The sequence below is a fragment of the Tessaracoccus sp. genome, from assembly GCF_016714275.1.
Taxonomy (GTDB): domain Bacteria; phylum Actinomycetota; class Actinomycetes; order Propionibacteriales; family Propionibacteriaceae; genus Arachnia.
In genome coordinates this window covers 941,229-959,397 of the sequence record NZ_JADJNP010000001.1, presented here as the reverse complement: position 1 = coordinate 959,397, position 18,169 = coordinate 941,229, and the positions used below count along the sequence as shown (strand labels likewise).

At 68.9% G+C, this 18,169-nt stretch carries 12 protein-coding genes and 4 tRNA genes; 6 read left to right on the top strand and 10 right to left on the bottom strand.

Features of this window, described 5'->3' with window-relative positions; genetic code table 11:
- Window positions 1–104 precede the first annotated feature (104 nt).
- The gene (acnA, locus tag IPJ61_RS04425; protein WP_297103559.1) at window positions 105–2,780 is read left to right on the top strand and encodes an aconitate hydratase AcnA; all 2,676 of its coding nucleotides are present in this window, start codon (window positions 105–107) and stop codon (window positions 2,778–2,780) included.
- Between the two features lie 106 nt (window positions 2,781–2,886).
- The gene (gene dxs / locus IPJ61_RS04420; RefSeq protein ID WP_297103557.1) at window positions 2,887–4,836 is read left to right on the top strand and encodes a 1-deoxy-D-xylulose-5-phosphate synthase; all 1,950 of its coding nucleotides are present in this window, start codon (window positions 2,887–2,889) and stop codon (window positions 4,834–4,836) included.
- Here the strand turns inward: dxs and IPJ61_RS04415 are convergent.
- From IPJ61_RS04415 to IPJ61_RS04375, 9 genes are all read right to left on the bottom strand, one after another.
- The gene (locus IPJ61_RS04415; protein ID WP_297103554.1) at window positions 4,774–5,973 is read right to left on the bottom strand and encodes an HRDC domain-containing protein; all 1,200 of its coding nucleotides are present in this window, start codon (window positions 5,971–5,973) and stop codon (window positions 4,774–4,776) included. The genes dxs and IPJ61_RS04415 overlap by 63 nt on opposite strands.
- Window positions 5,970–6,554, bottom strand: coding sequence for a DUF3000 domain-containing protein (locus IPJ61_RS04410; RefSeq protein WP_297103551.1), 585 nt, complete (start codon window positions 6,552–6,554; stop codon window positions 5,970–5,972). The genes IPJ61_RS04415 and IPJ61_RS04410 overlap by 4 nt, the downstream gene beginning before the upstream one ends.
- A 63-nt stretch (window positions 6,555–6,617) precedes the next feature.
- Window positions 6,618–7,028, bottom strand: a complete 411-nt coding sequence (gene msrB / locus IPJ61_RS04405) for a peptide-methionine (R)-S-oxide reductase MsrB (protein WP_297103549.1) — start codon at window positions 7,026–7,028, stop codon at window positions 6,618–6,620.
- A gap of 35 nt (window positions 7,029–7,063) precedes the next feature.
- Complete coding sequence (locus tag IPJ61_RS04400) at window positions 7,064–7,834, bottom strand: sirohydrochlorin chelatase (RefSeq protein WP_297103546.1); 771 nt, start codon at window positions 7,832–7,834, stop codon at window positions 7,064–7,066.
- Between the two features lie 70 nt (window positions 7,835–7,904).
- Window positions 7,905–7,976: transfer RNA gene (locus IPJ61_RS04395), tRNA-Val, on the bottom strand.
- Window positions 7,977–8,093: 117 nt separating this feature from the next.
- Window positions 8,094–8,165: transfer RNA gene (locus tag IPJ61_RS04390), tRNA-Val, on the bottom strand.
- Between the two features lies 1 nt (window position 8,166).
- Window positions 8,167–8,237: transfer RNA gene (locus IPJ61_RS04385), tRNA-Cys, on the bottom strand.
- A gap of 53 nt (window positions 8,238–8,290) precedes the next feature.
- Window positions 8,291–8,363: transfer RNA gene (locus IPJ61_RS04380), tRNA-Gly, on the bottom strand.
- Between the two features lie 260 nt (window positions 8,364–8,623).
- Window positions 8,624–10,312 (bottom strand): carboxypeptidase-like regulatory domain-containing protein, encoded by a 1,689-nt coding sequence (locus IPJ61_RS04375; protein WP_297103543.1) that lies wholly within the window; start codon window positions 10,310–10,312, stop codon window positions 8,624–8,626.
- A gap of 249 nt (window positions 10,313–10,561) precedes the next feature.
- On the opposite strand from IPJ61_RS04375, the gene IPJ61_RS04370 reads away from it, so the two are divergent.
- The 4 genes from IPJ61_RS04370 to IPJ61_RS04355 all read left to right on the top strand — a co-directional run bounded on the left by IPJ61_RS04370 (window position 10,562) and on the right by IPJ61_RS04355 (window position 17,345).
- Window positions 10,562–11,656 carry a fatty acid desaturase family protein gene (locus IPJ61_RS04370; RefSeq protein ID WP_297103540.1) on the top strand — a complete coding sequence of 365 codons (1,095 nt, stop codon included), beginning with the start codon at window positions 10,562–10,564 and terminating at the stop codon, window positions 11,654–11,656.
- A gap of 108 nt (window positions 11,657–11,764) precedes the next feature.
- Window positions 11,765–12,418 (top strand): hypothetical protein, encoded by a 654-nt coding sequence (locus IPJ61_RS04365; RefSeq protein WP_297103537.1) that lies wholly within the window; start codon window positions 11,765–11,767, stop codon window positions 12,416–12,418.
- A complete protein-coding gene (locus IPJ61_RS04360) occupies window positions 12,415–13,962 on the top strand; it encodes a DNA polymerase Y family protein (protein WP_297103534.1) in 1,548 nt (515 codons plus the stop codon). Before IPJ61_RS04365 ends, IPJ61_RS04360 begins: the two co-directional genes overlap by 4 nt.
- A complete protein-coding gene (locus IPJ61_RS04355) occupies window positions 13,962–17,345 on the top strand; it encodes an error-prone DNA polymerase (RefSeq protein ID WP_297103531.1) in 3,384 nt (1,127 codons plus the stop codon). Before IPJ61_RS04360 ends, IPJ61_RS04355 begins: the two co-directional genes overlap by 1 nt.
- Window positions 17,346–17,364: 19 nt before the next feature.
- On the opposite strand, the gene IPJ61_RS04350 is transcribed toward IPJ61_RS04355, so the two are convergent.
- A complete protein-coding gene (locus IPJ61_RS04350; protein WP_297103528.1) occupies window positions 17,365–18,117 on the bottom strand; it encodes a helix-turn-helix transcriptional regulator in 753 nt (250 codons plus the stop codon).
- Between the last annotated feature and the right edge of the window lie 52 nt (window positions 18,118–18,169).

Below are 18,169 nucleotides of genomic sequence, written 5' to 3'. Positions count from 1 at the left end.
CACGGGGAGCGCTGTCGTCGTAGGATGAGTGGCGTTCAGATGCGCCCGGAACATGATATCTTGACATCAAGATATCTAGCGGGCAGCAAGCAATGAGGAGAAGAATGAGCGTCAACAGTTTCGGATCGAAGTCGACCCTCGACGTCCAGGGCACCGAGTACGAGATCTTCCGGCTGGACGCCGTACCGGGCCACGAGAAGTTGCCGTTCAGCCTCAAGGTCCTCCTGGAGAACCTCCTCCGCACCGAGGACGGCGCGAACATCACCCGCGCCGACATCGAGTTCCTCGGCAACTGGGACCCGACGGCGGAGCCGGACCACGAGATCCAGTTCACGCCCGCCCGCGTGATCATGCAGGACTTCACCGGCGTGCCCTGCGTCGTCGACCTCGCCACCATGCGCGAGGCCGTCGTCGCCCTGGGCGGCGACCCGGACAAGGTCAACCCGCTGTCGCCGGCAGAGATGGTCATCGACCACTCCGTCATCGCCGAGGTCTTCGGCATCGCTTCGGCGTTCGAGCAGAACACCGACATCGAGTACCAGCGCAACCGCGAGCGCTACCAGTTCCTCCGCTGGGGCCAGACCGCGTTCGACAACTTCAAGGTCGTCCCCCCGGGCACCGGCATCGTGCACCAGGTCAACATCGAGCACCTGGCCCGCGTGATCTTCCCGCGCACGGTCGACGGCGTTCTGCAGGCCTACCCCGACACCTGCGTCGGCACCGACTCGCACACCACCATGGTCAACGGCCTGGGCGTCGTCGGCTGGGGCGTCGGCGGCATCGAGGCCGAGGCAGCCATGCTCGGCCAGCCCGTCTCCATGCTCGTTCCCCGCGTCGTCGGCTTCAAGCTCAAGGGCAAGCTGAGCGAGGGCACCACCGCCACCGACCTGGTGCTCACCATCACCGAGATGCTGCGCCAGCACAAGGTCGTCGGCAAGTTCGTCGAGTTCTACGGCGAGGGCGTCTCGCAGGTGCCGCTGGCCAACCGCGCCACGATCGGCAACATGAGCCCCGAGTACGGCTCGACCATCGCGATCTTCCCCATCGACGACAAGACCACCGACTACATGCGCCTGACGGGCCGCGACGAGCACCAGATCGCGCTCGTCGAGGCGTACGCGAAGGCGCAGGGCCTCTGGCACGACGACGAGCACGAGCCGGTCTACTCCGAGTACATCGAACTCGACCTCTCCACCGTCGTCCCGTCGATCGCCGGCCCGAAGCGCCCGCAGGACAGGATCAAGCTGAGCGAGGCCAAGGAGAACTTCGAGGCCAACGTCCCCGCCTATACCGCGACGCCCGGGAAGGTCGTCCCGATCACCCTGGCCGACGGCGCATCGTTCGACCTCGCCAACGGCGCGGTCACCGTCGCCTCCATCACGTCGTGCACCAATACCTCGAACCCGAGCGTCATGATCGGCGCCGCGCTGGTCGCGAAGAAGGCCGTAGAGCGCGGGCTGACCCGCAAGCCGTGGGTGAAGACGTCGCTGGCCCCGGGCTCGCAGGTCGTCACCGACTACTACGAGAAGGCCGGGCTCACCGAGTACCTCGACAAGATCGGCTTCAACCTCGTCGGCTACGGCTGCGTCACCTGCATCGGCAACACCGGCCCGCTGATCCCCGAGATCTCCGCCGCCGTCAACGAGGAGGACATGGCCGTCACCGCCGTGCTCTCCGGCAACCGCAACTTCGAGGGCCGGATCAGCCCGGACGTCAAGATGAACTACCTCGCATCGCCCATGCTGGTGATCGCCTATGCGCTCGCCGGCACCATGGACATCGACATCCTGAACGACCCGATCGCCACGAACGACGCGGGCGAGCAGGTCTACCTCAAGGACATCTGGCCGACCCAGGCCGAGATCGAGGAGGTCGTCGGCTCGTCGATCTCGTCCGAGATGTTCGCCACCCGCTACGCAGACGTGTTCACCGGCGACGAGCGCTGGCGTTCGCTCCCCACCCCCGAGGGCAACACCTTCGAATGGGACGACGCCTCCACCTATGTCCGGAAGGGCCCGTACTTCGACGGCATGCCGGCCGAGCCCGCCCCCGTCGAGGACGTCTCCGGCGCGCGCGTGCTGCTGAAGCTGGGCGACTCGGTCACCACCGACCACATCTCGCCCGCGGGCAACATCAAGGCAGACTCCCCGGCGGGCATCTACCTGTCAAGCCACGGCATCGAGCGCCGCGACTTCAACTCCTACGGCTCGCGCCGCGGCAACCACGAGGTCATGATCCGGGGCACGTTCGCCAACATCCGGCTGCGCAACCAGATCGCCCCGGGTACCGAGGGCGGCTTCACCCGCGACTTCACCGTCGAGGGCGGCCCCGTCACGACGGTGTACGACGCGTCGGTCAACTACCAGGATCAGGGCATCCCGCTCGTCGTGCTCTCCGGCAAGGAGTACGGCTCCGGCTCGTCGCGCGACTGGGCGGCGAAGGGCACCGCGCTGCTGGGCGTGAAGGTCGTCATCGCCGAGAGCTACGAGCGCATCCACCGCTCGAACCTCATCGGCATGGGCGTCCTCCCGCTGCAGTTCCCCGACGGCGAGACCGCCGAATCGCTGGGCCTGACCGGCGAGGAGACCTTCTCGGTCGAGGGCATCACGGCGCTGAACGACGGCGTCACCCCGAAGACGATGAAGGTGACCGCTGTCGCCCCCGACGGCACCGTCACGACGTTCGACGCGGTCGTCCGCATCGACACGCCCGGAGAGCGCGGCTACTACGTCAACGGCGGCATCATGCAGTACGTGCTGCGAAACCTCGCGAAGGCCTGACCTGCGGAAACGGTGGCCCGGGCATGGCGTCCGGGCCACCGTTTTTGTGTCCCTACGGGGCTGCGTTAGGGGACAGGGTTTCGCAAACCGGCGTAGGATGCTCCGCATGCCGTTGTTGGAATCGATCAGGAGCCCGCGGGACCTGCGTGCATTGTCCAAGCGGCAGCTGGAGCAGTTAGCGGACGAGATCCGCTCCTTCTTGATCACCAAGGTCAGCCGCACGGGCGGCCACCTCGGGCCCAACTTGGGCGTCGTCGAACTCACCATGGCCATTCACCGGGTATTCGACTCGCCTAAGGATCCCATCGTCTTCGACACGGGACATCAGAGCTACGTCCACAAGATCCTCACCGGACGTGCGGAGGGCTTCGACCGCCTGCGGCAGCGCGGCGGCCTCTCCGGCTATCCGGAGCCGGCCGAGTCGGAGCACGACTGGGTCGCCAACTCGCACGCGTCGACGGCGCTCGCGTGGGCCGAGGGCATGGCAAAGGGGTTTCGGCTCAGGGGTGAGGACCGCACCGTCGTCGCGGTCGTGGGCGACGGCGCGCTGACCGGCGGCATGGCCTGGGAGGCGCTGAACAACATCGCGGACAACCCGCGGCTCCGCCTCGTCATCATCGTCAACGACAACGGCCGCTCCTACACGCCCACCGTTGGCGGCCTCGCCAACCACCTCGCAGGGCTGCGCACCGACGCGCGCTACGAGAAGACGCTCTCGCTGATCAAGCGGACCGTGAACCGGCTTCCGATCATCGGCCGCCCGATGTATGACCTGATGCACGGCTTCAAGACGGGCGTGAAGGACGTGCTGGCCCCGCAATCGATGTTCTCGGACCTCGGCATCAAGTACACAGGACCCATCGACGGCCACGACCTCACCGCGCTCACCAACCATCTCGAGCAGGCCCGTCAGTTCGGCGGCCCGGTGATCGTGCATTGTGTCACGCGCAAGGGGCACGGATTCCACGCCGCCGAACAGAACGAGGAGGACCGCTTCCACGCCGTCGTCCCCATCAACGAGCTCACCGGCGAGCCGCTGTCGGCGTCGGTGCAGGCCACCTGGACTGACGCCTTCGCCGAAGCGATGGTGCAGCTCGGGCAGCGGCGCCAGGATGTCGTCGCCATCACCGCCGCGATGCTGTATCCGGTGGGGCTCGGGCGGTTCGCCGCGGCGTTCCCCGACCGCATCTTCGACGTCGGGATCGCCGAGCAGCACGCCATCGTGTCCGCCGCGGGCCTCGCCCGGGCCGGCCTGCACCCCGTCGTCGCGCTGTACGCCACGTTCGTCAACCGCGCGTTCGACCAGGTGCTGATGGACGCCGCCCTTCACAAAGTAGGCATGACCATCGCGCTGGATCGCGCGGGAATCACCGGCAGCGATGGCCCCAGTCACAACGGCATGTGGGACATGGCGCTCCTTGCATCCGTGCCCGGGCTTCAGCTCGCGGCGCCTCGCGACCAGGCCAGGCTCGTCGCGGCACTCGATCGTGCCGTCGAGGTCGACGACGCCGTCACGGTGGTGCGCTACTCGAAGGAGCGGCTGCCCGACGAGCTTCCGGCCGTCAGCCACCACGGCGAGGGGAGCGGACGCGTCGACGTGCTGCGGCACGAGGAGTCGGCTCGGGTGCTGCTCGTCGGCTACGGCCAGTTCGCGGGCCTCGCCCTGGCGGTAGCGGAGCGGCTCGACGCGCAGGGCGTGGCCGCGGCCGTCGTCGATCCCCTCTGGGCGCTGCCGGTGTCGGGCTCGCTGGTCGACCTCTGTGCGGCCCACGCGATCGTTGTGACGCTGGAGGACGGGCTCGTGGAGGGCGGCGTCGGGCAGCGTCTCCGCTCGCGGCTGGGAGAGGCCGGGGCGGTCACCACCGTGCTGAACGTCGGCATCCCGCAGCGTTTCCTCGCGCACGGCTCACGAGACGAGGTGCTGGAGGAGATCGGGCTCACGCCGGCGAAGATCGCCATGCGGGTGCTCGACGCCGCGTTGTCAGCGGAGGTGTCAGCCGAGCGTCTCGGCGATGAGCGGGGCGAGGAACTCGACCTGCCACGGCCGGGCGCCTAGCCGGGCGAGATCGTCGGCCGTGGGAAGCGGGTGGTGGAACAGCGCCTCCTGCAATACCTGCGGCGGGGCGACGAGGCTGGGCTGGAGGCCGCCCAGGTCGCACGCGAGGGCGTCGACGACGGGGCGGGTCCTCGCCCAGCGCGACGCGGCGGCGGGGTCGATGCGGTCCCAGGAGCGCGGGTTCGGAACCCCCGTCGACGGCACCCGCCGGGCGGGATAGTCCTCGGGGCTCATGGCTCTGACTTCGTCGATGGCACGCAGCCAGGCGTTGAGGTTGCGTTGGCCCGGCGGACCGGCGAAGCCCCGCAGCCGACCGATCTCGGCGCGGGTGGGGACGGCGTCCTTCGCTGCCGTGGCGGCGTCGAGGATGGCGGCGTCGGGGAGGATCCAGCCGGGTGGGCGGTCGCGCCGGCGCGCGATGTCGTCCCTCGCAAGCCACAGCGCGCGAGCGACGGCGAGCTGTCGGGAGTTCCGCAGGGTGGTGAGGCCGCTGAGGCGACGCCACGGGTCGACGCGGGGCACGGGCTCCGCGCTGTAGCGTTCGAGCTCCTCCGAGCACTCCTGTTCGACCCAGTCGAGGCGGCCCATGTCCTCCAGCTGCACAGTGAGAGTCTCGGCGAGTTCGATGAGGAAGTCGACGTCGAGGGCGGCGTAGGTGAGCCAGGAGTGGGGGAGGGGCCGCTTCGACCAGTTATCGGCCGAGTGGGCCTTGCGCAGGTTGATCCCCAGCTCGGAACTGAGCAGCGCGCCGAGCGCAGCTCCCGGCTTGCCAAGGAGGCGCGCGGCGAGTTCGGTGTCGAAGATACGTCGCGGCAGGATGCCGAGTTCGCGCATGCACGGAAGGTCCTGGCTGGCGGCATGGATGAGCCACACCGCGTCGCCGCAGGCGGTGACGAGGCGGCTGAGGTCGGCGTCGGTGTCCTCGAAGGGGAGGGGATCGATGAGCCAGGTGCCCGCGCCCTCGCGGCGGATCTGCAGCAGGTAAGCCTTCGGCCAGTAACGATGGCCGTGCGCCCGCTCCGTGTCGAACGCGACGGGACCGTCGGCCGCGCTCAGGGCGGCCAGGCATTCCTCGAGCGCCGCGGGCGTGTCGACGATGGGCCGGAGCGGCTCCCGGCTGTGCTCGTGGTAGGTCATGCGCGACGCCCCAGCGGCAGCGCGGCGACGCCGGGAGGAAGGTCGGGTTCGCCGGCGACCTGGCCGAGCAGCTCCTGCCACGCGGCGAGGTGCGGGGTAAGGCTGTGCAGAGCGTCGAGCCGCGGCGTCCAGGAGCTCCGGAGTTCGACCTCGGCGCGGTCGGCGTCGGTCATCTCGCCGAAGCCCTTTCCGTACGAGGCTGTGACGGTGCCCGCGAGGGCCGTCGCGACGCAGCCGTGGCTCTCGAGCGCCTCGGTGAGCCAGGACCAGGCCACCTCCGGCAGCAGCGGGTCGGTCACCATCTCCAGCTCGACTTCGGCGCGGACGTAGGTGACGATCCGAAACGTTCCGCTCCAGGCGGTGTTCCCCGCGGGGTCGTGCAGCAGGATCAGCCGGCCGGTCGAGACGGGATCGTCGAAGGCGTCGGTCAACTCCCCGCTGATCGCGACCGAGAACGGGGCGATCCGCTGCGGCGACCCGATCTCGTCGATGTTCAGCCCTCTTCGCCACCGCATGGCGCCGAGTTGATCGACCGCCGCGGAGAAGGCGGCGGGTGTCGGGCGACTCAGGTTGGCGGGCACGGGCTCAGCCTAGGTCTGAGGGCGCCCAAACGCCGGGCTGACGCGCCGGTGGGCGTGTCGTGGCTACGCGCTATTCAGCCTGAGGCTGACGGAGTTGATGCAGTAGCGGAGATCGGTGGGCGTCTCGTAGCCCTCGCCCTCGAAGACGTGGCCCAGGTGGCCGTCGCACGTGGCGCAGCGCACTTCGACCCGGGGACGGCCGGGCAGCGAGCGGTCCTCGATGTAGCGGACGCGATCCTCGGCGAGCGGCGCGAAGAAGCTCGGCCAGCCGCAGTGTGAGGAGAACTTGGTGTCGCTGCGGAACAGCTCGGCGCCGCAGCCACGGCAGACGTAGGTGCCTTCGTCGACGGTGTCGGTGTACTCGCCGACGAACGGCGCCTCAGTTCCGCCTTCGCGGAGCACGTGGTACTCGAGCTGTGAGAGGCGCTCGCGCCACTCGCTGTCCGGCTTCGCCAGCCACGGGTTCTCGGTCATGTGCCCCAGGATAGGCGCGGACCGAAGTGTCGGGCTCAGGCCTCGTCGTCGTCCAGGTCCTCGACAGGCAGCTGAGTGGGAGTGCCGTCGAGAAGCTCCATGGCGCCGAACGCGTAGCGGGCCAGGATGAGGAGCCGGAGGGGCTCCGAGTCGCCGATGGGGGAGGTGACGGCGATGGCGCCGGCGCGGAGCCCCGCCTGCACGTGCGCCTGGTACCCAGCCGTCGGGGTGAGGAAGAGGGAGCCGACGGCGATGTGCCGACGACCTTGCGAACGCAGTGACTGCACGGCTTGCGCCGTCGCGCGCCCGTCGCCGTCGTCGACGGCGAGTTGGACGGGGAGGCGGTGGTGCGCGGACCACTGGCGGGCGCGGCGGCCGAGCAGCGTGCCGCCGCGGATGTCGCCTCCGGCCGGCGCGGAGAGAACGAGGCCGTCGATCTCCAGGGCGCCCGTGCGGTGCAGCGCCTCGCGGACGCGAGCGTCCAGGATGTTGAGCACCTCGCTGGCGGGGCCGACGGGGCGCGACACGGCGACCCTGATGTGCTCGGAGTGCGAGACGGCATCGAGGCGGGGGTCATGGTCCGCCGCGGAGACGAGATCAAGAGGGACGATGACGGCTTCGGCGACGTCGGCGTCGGCCAAGGCACGCAGAGTCTTCTCTGGCGTGGGCGTGGCGTCGAGGTAGGAGAGACTCACCCGGAGGTCGCGGCGCGCGACCTGCAACGAGGAGGCTATGGAGTTCAGCGATTCGGAGACACCGGGCTCGACGGGGCCGCTGGCCACGAGCACGATTGCCGGTGCAGTCATCGCCTCTCTTCCTGAACATCTAGCGAGCGAGGGTTGTGCAGCTCGCACAACCCTCGGCTCAATCGCTCGGTGGGCGATGGCGGTTTCGAACCGCCGACCTCTTCGGTGTGAACGAAGCGCGCTACCACTGCGCCAATCGCCCCAGCGAGGAAGGAGTCTATCGTAACGCCAGCGACATTGCGAACCGGGCTGTTGGCCTTGGAAATGGAAGAACCCCCTCTGTTGGGGGGTTCTCTCTCGGTCTTCGAGCCATGCTCGGTGGGCGATGCCAGGTTTGAACTGGCGACCTCTTCCGTGTCAAGGAAGCGCGCTACCACTGCGCCAACCGCCCGAGGTGGAGACGGGATTTGAACCCGTGTACACGGATTTGCAGTCCGTTGCCTCGCCTCTCGGCCACTCCACCGCGATGGAGGAGGTTTCCCTCTCCACGTGGGTTCGGGAGAGACAAAGTCTCCGAGCGGACGACGAGATTCGAACTCGCGACCCTCACCTTGGCAAGGTGATGCTCTACCAACTGAGCCACGTCCGCAATGCGTCTCCTGGCTTGGATCTTTCGATCCGCCCCGTTCGGCGCGTTGAGAACACTAGTACACCCCCGTCGGGAAACACAAATCAAGGGGTCTGCTCTGGGAGCGCCCTCCCACTGGGTTGTTCATCGAGCGAGGAGAACGCAGCGAGGCGCCGCTGGGGCGTCGGAAGCCGCAAGCTACTTGTGACACGCGGCACTAGGCTCGATGGCCGACGGTCGGGGCGGCCCTCCCGGTGAGCCGCCCCGACCGTCGGGCTGGGTCAGCTCTTGAGCTTGATCACGGAGAACGCGACCGTCTTGCCCTTCCCGACCTTCTTCGAGGAGGACGTGCCGTTGAAGTAACCACCTACGTACAGGTCCTGGGTGGTCACCGTGTAGGTGCCCTCCCCAAGCCCCGTGACCTTGTAAGCGCCCTTTGCGTCGGTGGTGGCCCGGCCCCAGCCGTTGCCCCAGACCTCGACCTCGACGCCGGCGACGGCCTTGCCCTTGCTGTCGGTGACCTTGCCCGTGATGGTGGCAGCCTTGATCAGCTTCAGGTTCAGGGTCACCTTCTTGCCTTTCGACGTGAGGCTCTTGGTGACGGCCACGCCGTCGGCGACCTTCGCGGAGGAGGCCCGAACGGTGTACTTGCCCTTGAGGATGCCCGAGACCTTGTAGACGCCCTTCGAGTTGGTCTGGACCGAGCGCATCCCGATCCCGTTCGCGTCGGTCACATAGACGCTCGCACCGGCCACCGCCTTGCCCTTGTGGTTCGTGACCTTGCCGGAGATCGTCGTGCCCGCGGCGCGGGTCATCGAGAGCTTGGCGGTCTTGTCCTTCTTCAGGGTGACGGACTTGGTGACGTTCGCCCCGGCGAGCGCAACGGTGTAGGTGCCCGCGGGGAGCCGGTCAAAGGTGATGGTCTTGCCCTTGCCATCGGCGCTGAGACAGCCGCTGTGCGTCCAGAACCCCTTCGAATTGAAGAGCACCGCGCAGGCGTTGCCCGCCTTGACGAGGGCCGATGGCGCCTTGAGGGTGAGGATGATCTTGCCCTTGTACTTCGGGGCGGTAGCGTCCTTCTTGAGCTTGAGATCCGCCTTCGCCGTCTTGTCGACGTTGACCTTCACGGTCTTCGACGCGGAACTGTCGGCCGTATTCGCCGCCACGTTGTACGAGTCCGCGGGAAGACCGGTCAGGGTGTAGCGGCCCTTGCTGTCCGTCATGGCCGACGCGTACCCGGTGCGGTTCTTCGCCGACGCCCAGACGCTGGTGTTCTTCGCGGGCTTGCCCTTGGCGTCAAGAACCGTGCCCGAGACCTTCCCGAGCTTGTCGTAGGCGGCGATGTTCACCGTCTTCGGCGAGTCGGCGACCTTCTGCTTCGCGCTGTCGACGGCGCGGACCGTGTTGCCCGCGTAGGTCGTGACCCAGGTCTTCGCCTCGTCCCATCGCGGCTCGGCGAACACGGTGTAGGAGCCGGGCTTGACGATGACCGAGTACTCGCCCTTGACGATCTCAGCCCGGTAGTAGCCGGCCTTGCCGCCGTCGGCATGGAGGTAGCCGCCGGTCACGACCTTGCCCTTCGCGGTGACCTTGCCCTTGAGGACCTGAATCCCCGTGAGCGTGACGACGACACTGATGTCTTTGTTAGCCTCGACCTTGACCCGGTCGGTCTTCTTGGAGTCCGGCGACCACAACTGTGCCGTGAGGTCGTAATCGCCCGGCGCAAGTTCGCCAGTCTGGAACACGCCGGAGGCGTTGGTCTCGCCATAGGCCCAGCTGTCGTGCTCCCAGTCGTCGATACCGTCGCCGTCAAGGCTGACGTCGACCCCGGCGACCGGGGCCCCTCCAGCCGTCTGGACCGTGATCTTGACCGTTCCTGTTGCGTCGGTCTTCGCGTGAGCCGGCATCACGCCGACACCCGTGAGCGCGAGCGCTACGGCAAGTGCCGCAGCCAGAATCGCTTTCTTCATTTGTACCCCCCACAGATCCTGCACACTCATACAGCCGCCGTGGCTGCCGGGCGGTGATCTGTTGGAGGGATGCTGTCAGGTGCTGGAATTGCTCGTCAAGGATTTTCTCCAATTCTTTGTCGCCGTACGCGTTTATGGACGATTTCCTCGTTTCTCCCACCCGCTGAGCGCGTACCCCTACGCTTGGCGCAACCAGCTCGGGAGATGCCACGGGGGCGTGCTTTGCGAACTGGTGGAAGGCAGCTTCTCTTGACCACGACCACCGCCTCGCCGGCGACCGACCGGCGGACGCGCGTCCGGGCCGAACTGGCCGAACGCACCCGTAGCTTCACCGAGCTCGCACATACTGTCCGATCCGAAGGGCTGAACGGAAGGACACGCGGGTTTTACTTCGCGCTTCTCGGCGGGTTGGGCACGGCCCTGGTGGGCGCGATCGTCGGAGTGGTGCTGCTGGGCGAGTCCTGGTTTCAGCTGCTGATCGCGGCGGCGCTCGGGGTCATCTTCACCCAACTGGCCTTCGTCGGCCACGAGGCCGCGCACCGCCAGGTTCTGGCCTCGGGCACGGCCAATGATCGACTCGGCCGTCTCGTCGCGACCTTCGGCGTCGGCATGAGCTACTCGTGGTGGATGAACAAGCACACCCGCCACCACGGCAACCCGAACAAGGTGGGCAAGGATCCGGACATCGACCTCGGTACCCTCGCCTTCACCCCCGAGGACGCCGCGGCCAGCAGGGGATTCCGGGCGTGGATCATCGCGCGCCAAGGGTGGTTCTTCCTGCCCCTGCTCCTCCTCGCAGGCCTCGACATGCATCAGGTCTCCATCCGGAGCCTTTTCTCCCGCAAGCCGATCAAGGGCCGCGCGCTGGAGATGACCCTGATCGGCGCGCGCTTCGCCCTCTACCTCGGCCTGTTGTTCTGGCTGCTGCCGGTAGGCATGGCCTTCGCCTTCCTCGGCGTCCAGCTCGCCGTGTTCGGCCTCTACATGGCCGCGAGCTTCGCCCCGAACCACATCGGCATGCCGATCATCCCGCACGACGCCAAGCTCGACTTCCTCGACAAGCAGGTGCTGACGTCGCGCAACGTGTCGGGTGGTTGGTGGATGACCGCGCTGATGGGCGGGCTCAACTACCAGATCGAGCACCATCTCTTCCCGAGCATGCCGCGCCCCCACCTGTACCGGGCCCGCCAACTGGTGCGGGCCCACTGCCGTACACACGACGTGCTGCACACCGAGACGAGCCTCCGCGAGGCCTGGGTGATCGTGATCAGGTACATGAACGAGGTCGGCCTCGGCGCCTCGCGCTCCTTCCGTTGCCCGACTGCCGCCGCGATGGGCCGCTGATTCACCCTCTCCGCAGCGGCGCGGATCCTTGACATGATCGAACGCTTATTCGATTATTAGAGGGTGTCTCTCTCACCCGTTCGCGCAGCGTCTCCCGCTTCGGAGTTGATGCGTCAGCTGCGCGCTCAGGTGGACAACAAGGGTGGTCAACCCGCGCCGTCGAGGTTGTTCGCGGTGCCCGATGAGGTGGCGGGGCTGCTGCCGGATGCCGGGCTCAGGCCCGGGTCGGCCTACGCACTGGGCAGCGCCGGCGCGCTGCTGCACGCCTTGCTTGCGGAGCCGTCCCGGGCGGGGACGTGGTGCGGGATCGTCGGCATGCCCGAGTTGGGGTTGGAGGCCGCGCACCAGGCCGGGGTGGTGCTGGACCGGCTCGTGCTCGTTCCCCAGCCCGGACCTCGGTGGCTGTCCGCCGTCGCTGCGTTGGCAGAGGTGCTGGGCGTCGTGGCCGTCCGGCCCAGCGGCTCGGTCGCTCCCGCCGACGCGGCGCGGCTCGCTTCCCGGCTGCGGGACAGGGAGGCGACGCTGCTCGTCGTCGGGGACTGGCCCCGGGCTGAGGCGGTGCTGCGGGTGGAAGAGCCACGCTGGTTCGGAGTGGGTTCCGGGCACGGGAACCTCACACAGCGGGAGGTGACGCTCACCATCACCTCCAAGCGGATGGCTCGGCCGCGCAGCACGCGGCTGCTGCTGCCTGGACCTGACGGCCACCTGGGCCAGCTTCCAACACCTCTTCCGGCAGGCGACACGCTGAGGGCCGTCGGGTGACCGTCTCGACGCCGCCGCAGCCACCCCGCTGCGGCGTGATCTGGTTTCCCGAATGGCCGGCGACGGCCTGGGCGCAGGCCGAGGGACGCGATCCGGAGGTGGCGGTGGCGCTGTTCGAGGCCAACCGCGTCGTCTCTTGTTCCCTGACCGCGCAGGCAGAGGGCGTGCGCCGCGGACAGCGACGACGCGAGGCCCAGGTGCGCTGTCCCACGCTGGTCGTGGCGCCTGTCGATGTCGACCGGGATCACCGGTTGTTCGCGCCGCTGGTGGACCGGCTTGAGGAGGTAAGCCCTGGGATCCAGGTGATCAGGCCCGGGCTCGTCGCACTCCGGATGCGCGGCCCTGCCCGGTTCTACGGCGGCGAACGGCAGGCGGCCACCCGGTTGCTGGGCGCGATCGACGAGGCCGGCGTCGTCGGGTCCCGGGCGGGTGTGGCCGACGGGATGTTCACCGCGGAGCAGGCGGCCTACGACCCCGAGCGGATCCGGATCGTGCCGCCCGGGGAGGCCACGTCGTTCCTCGCTCCGTTGCCCGTCAACCGGCTGGGCGACGACGAACTGGACGCCCTGCTGCCCCGGCTGGGGGTCCGGCGGCTCGGCGATTTCGCGGCCCTCGACGAAGCCCTCGTTCGTGACCGTTTTGGCGGGAACGGCCTCAGGCTGCACGCCTTGGCCGCAGGCAGGGATCCGCGCGCCGTCCAGCCACGCACGCCTCCCGTCGATCTGGAGCGCCAGGCCGAGTTCTCCCCGGCGCTGGAGCTCGTGGACCAGGTGGCGTTCGGGGTGCGGACAACCGCGGACGAGTTCATCGCCGGGTTGGCAGAGCACCACCTCGTATGCACCGAGCTGCGGGTGATCCTCACGGCGGAGGAAGGCGAGCGGGCGGAGCGGGTGTGGCTGCACCCGGCCGCCTTCGACGCGGCCGCCGTCGTCGACAGGGTGCGGTGGCAGTTGCAGGCCGCCGCGGGGACCCAGATCGACAGCGGGGTGGTGCGGGTGCGGCTCGAGCCGGTCGCCGTCGACGCCGCTGTCCACCACCGGCCGACGCTGTTCGGGTCGGGGGCCGACGAGCGGGTCCACCATGCGCTGTCGCGCGTGCAGGCGATGCTGGGCGCCGACGGCGTGGTCACCGCGGTGATCGGCGGCGGGCGCCGGCTGGCCGAGCGCCAGGTGCAGGTTCCCTGGGGGGAACGCGCGGTGCTGCCGCTGGCCCCGGATCGTCCTTGGCCCGGCCATCTGACCGCGCCCCTGCCCGCGACGTTGTTCGAGGGGCTCCGCAGGATGGCCGTCCTCGCCGACGACGGCGCCGGCATCACGGTGGACGCCCGCGGCTTCCCCTCAGCCAACCCCGCGCTGCTGATCGACGGCGCCCGTCGCCGCCCGATCTCGGCATGGGCGGGGCCGTGGCCGATGGACGAGCGCGCCTGGGACCCGGATCGTCGGCGCCGCGCGCACCGGTTCCAGGTGGTCGACGACACCCAGACGGCGTGGCTGCTGCTGTGCGAGGACGACGGCACCTGGTTAGCCGAGGGGAGGTACGACTGATGGGCTTCGACAACCCGCCGATGCCGTGGTCGGAGCTCGAGCGCACCCTGAGCGCGCCACGGCCGAAGCCGACGCAGGCTCCGGCCGGCGACGTCCCCTTCTCCCGCAAACGCGCACCCTATGTTCCCCCGCCGGTCGAGCGTCCGCAGGGGGCGGTGCCCTATGCCGAACTCCACGCGCACTCGTCGTTCTCCTTCCTCGACGGCGCCTCCTCGCCGGCAGAGCTGGTCGTCGAGGCGGAGCGGCTCGGGCTGCACGCGTTGGCCCTCACCGACCACGACGGGCTCTACGGCATCACCCGTCTCGCGGAGGCCGCCGAGCCGGAGCAGGTGAAGCTACAGACCGTCTTCGGGGCGGAGTTATCCCTGGAACTCCCTGCACCACAGAAGGGGAACCCTGACCCCGTCGGCAGCCATCTCCTGGTCCTGGCCAAGGGCGAGGAGGGCTACCACCGGCTGGCGAGGGAGATCACCCACGCCCAGCTCAGGGGAGGAGAGAAGGGCAGGCCTGTCTACGACCTCGCCGCGTTGGCGGACGCCGGCCGCGGCCACTGGATAGTACTGACCGGCTGCCGTAAGGGCGCAGTGCGGCAGGCCCTCCTAAGCGGCGGCGTGGAGGCCGCGGGAAGGGCCCTCGATGAGCTGGTCGGCCTCTTCGACCGGGTCTACATAGAGCTGACCGACCACGGAAACCCGCTGGACTCCTCCCACAACGACGCCCTCGCCGCGCTCGCTGCCAGCCGGGGACTGCCCACCGTCGCCACCGGGAACGTGCATTACGCCACGCCCGCACAGCACCCCCTCGCCCAGGCCGTCGCGGCCATCCGGGCGAACAGGAGCCTCGACGAGCTGGACGGGTGGCTGCCCGCCGCGGGGACGGCCTTCCTCCGCTCAGGCGCGGAGATGATGAGGCTCTTCGCCCGCTATCCAGGGGCTGTGGCGCGCACCGTCGAGCTCGCCGACGAACTCGCCTTCCCGCTGCGCAGGGCCAAGCCCGCCCTCCCGAAGCAGGACGTGCCGAAGGGCCATACCCCCATGTCCTGGTTGCGGGAGCTGGTCTGGCGGGCCGTCCCCGAGAAGTACCCCAGGCTCGACGACGAGGGGAGGAGACGGATTGAGCGCGAGTTGGCCGTCATCGAGGGGAAGGACTTTCCCGGCTACTTCCTGATCGTCCACGACATCGTCGCCGAGGCGCACAGCCTCGGTATCCTGTGCCAAGGCAGGGGGTCCGCCGCGAGCTCTGCCGTCTGCTACCTGCTGGGCATCACCGCGGTGGACTCGATCCGCTACAACCTGCCCTTCGAGCGTTTCCTCTCGGCCATGCGCGACGAGGAGCCCGACATCGACGTCGACTTCGACTCCGACCGGCGCGAGAAGATCATCCAGTGGGTCTTCGACCGGTATGGGCGCACGCGCGCCGCGCAGGTGTGCAACGTCATCCAGTACCGGCCGAAGAACGCCGTCCGCGACATCGCGAAGGCCCTGGGCTATTCGCCGGGTCAGCAGGACGCCTTCGCCCGTCGGGTCGAGCACTGGAACCTGCCGGATCCCGACGACGGCGAGGACGGCGTCCCGCAAGGCGTGCTGGATCTGGCCACGCAGCTGCTGAAGGCGCCCCGCCACCTGGGCATCCACTCGGGAGGGATGGTGCTCACCGAGCGTCCCGTCGGCGAGGTGGTGCCCGTCGAGCACGCCAGGATGGAGAAGCGGACGGTCATCCAGTGGGACAAAGACGACGCGGCCTGGATGGGGCTCGTGAAGTTCGACCTGCTCGGCCTCGGCATGCTGGCCGCGCTGCAGCACTGCTTCACCCTCATCCGAGAGAGCACAGGGGAGGAGTGGGGGTTGGCGACCATCCCCAAGGAGGAGGCCGGCGTCTACGACATGCTGTGCCGCGCGGACGCCATCGGAGTCTTCCAAGTGGAGTCGCGCGCACAGATGGGGCTGTTGCCGCGGCTGCGCCCGCGGACGTTCTACGACCTCGCCATCGAGATCGCGCTGATCCGCCCCGGCCCCATCCAGGGTGGGGCGGTGCACCCGTTCGTGCGGCGCAAGCTGGGCCAGGAGAAGGTCACCTACGTCCATCCCAAGCTGGAGCCGGTCTTGAGCCGCACCCTCGGCATCCCGGTCTTCCAGGAGCAGCTGATGCAGATGGCCATGGCCGTCGGCGAATGCACGGGAGAAGACGCCGACCTGTTGCGCCGCGCGATGGGCTCCAAGCGGGGAGTCGAACGAATCGAGTCGTTGAAGAAGAAGCTCTATGACGGGATGGCGAGCAACGGCCTGACGGGCGAGGTTGCGGACCAGATCTACGCCCAGATCCAGGCGTTCGCGAACTTCGGCTTCGCGGAGTCGCACTCGCTGAGCTTCGCGCTGCTGGTCTACGCCAGCTCCTGGCTCAAGCTGCACTACCCCGCGGCCTTTCTCGCCGGTCTGCTGCGCTCTCAACCCATGGGGTTCTACTCGGGGGCCACCCTCACCGCCGACGCGCGCAGGCACGGCGTCGAGGCGCGCCGGCCGGATCTGCGGTTCTCAGGGGTCGACGCCTGCCTGGAGCCGCTCGGTGAGGTTAGGGGGCCGACGGGGATGGAGGCCTGCTGCGCCGTCGATCAGCCTCCGGTGCCGGAGTTCGACCCGTCGGCGCCGGACCTGACCGCGGAGCACCGCCGCGACGGCAACTTCGCGGTCAGGTTGGGGCTGGCGGGCGTGCGGGGGATCGGCGAGGAGGTCGCGAAACGCATCGTCGCTGAGCGGGATGCCGACGGCCCTTACGCGTCCATGGAGGACCTGGCTCGGCGGGCGGGACTGGGGGAGGAGCAGCTCTCGGCGTTGGCGACGGCGGGCGTCTTCGACGGCCTGGGGTTGAGCCGACGGCAGGCGCTCTGGCGGGCCGGCTCCGCCGCGCTCGATCAGGCGGGCACCCTGCCGGGGCTGATCGCGCCGCTGCAGCCCCCGCTGTTCGACGGCCAGACGGGTCTTGAGGTGCTCTCCGACGACTTGTGGGCCACCGGGATCTCGACCTCCGACCATCTGCTTGCCCATTTGCGCCCGTATCTCGACGAGCGCGGGGTGCTGTCGTCGGACACGCTGCGCTGGGTCGAGCCCGGCAGCAGGATCCGCGTCGCGGGTCTCGTCACTCATCGGCAGCGACCGTCAACGGCGTCGGGGATCACCTTCCTCAACCTCGAGGATGAGCACGGGCTGCTGAACATCGTCTGCTCCGCAGGCGTCTGGTCCCGGCAGCGTCGGCTCCTGCGCGAGGCCCGTGGCCTGATCATCCGCGGCATTCTCGAACGCTCCGCGGAGGGCGTCATCAACCTGCTCGCCGAGCATGTGGAACCGCTGCCGGTCAGCGTCCGCCACACCTCCCGCGACTTCCACTAGCGCGGATCAGTGCCCAGCGTCAGGAGGCCGCGAACCGGGCGGCGTAGTTGGTCGGGGTCTCCCCGAGGTGAGCGCGGAAGGCCCTGCTGAAGGCGGAGTGGCTGTCGTAGCCGACCCTTCGGGCGACGGCGTTCACCGTGCCGCGCTGGCGGAGCAGTGCGCAGGCCGCTTCGAGCCGACACAGCGTCCGCCACTTGCCGAACGACAGTGCGGTCTCCGCCAGGAAGGCGCGCTCCAGCGACCGGGACGAGACGTGGGCGGCGGCAGCCCACTCGGCGATCGTGCGCGGGTCCCCGGGATCGAACAGCAGCGACTCCGCCACCGCCAGCGCCGACGGTGACCGCGGGAGGCGGAGCGACGAGTCCGGCCGCGTCGCCTGTTCGATGTGACCGAGGAGTTGTCGCTGAGTGTTGGTCGGCGGCGCGATGATCGAGTTCTGTGCCGCGATCTCCACGAGACACTGCAGCTGGGCCTGGCTGTCCAGGGTGATCACGGTCGGCTCGGTGATCGTGGTGGCGATGTCATCGACGTCGAAGAAGATCGGCAGCAGCACCGAGTCTGCGTGCACGGTGAACGCGTGCCAGCTGCCCGGCGGCACCCAGAGCGCCTCGTGGCGCTGCAGCTCGAAAAGCAGGCCGTCGACTCTGAACGTGCTCCGGCCGTGCGCCTGCCAGAGCAGGATGTGGTAGTCGGTGTGCATCCGGGGCTCGATGGTCGTGGCCGGGACCCGGAACTCGCGAGACAGCGCATCGGGGCCGCGCCGGGTGAGCATCACCGTCGGTTTCCCGGCGTCAGGCGACGAGTCCTTGGCATCGAAGGCACCT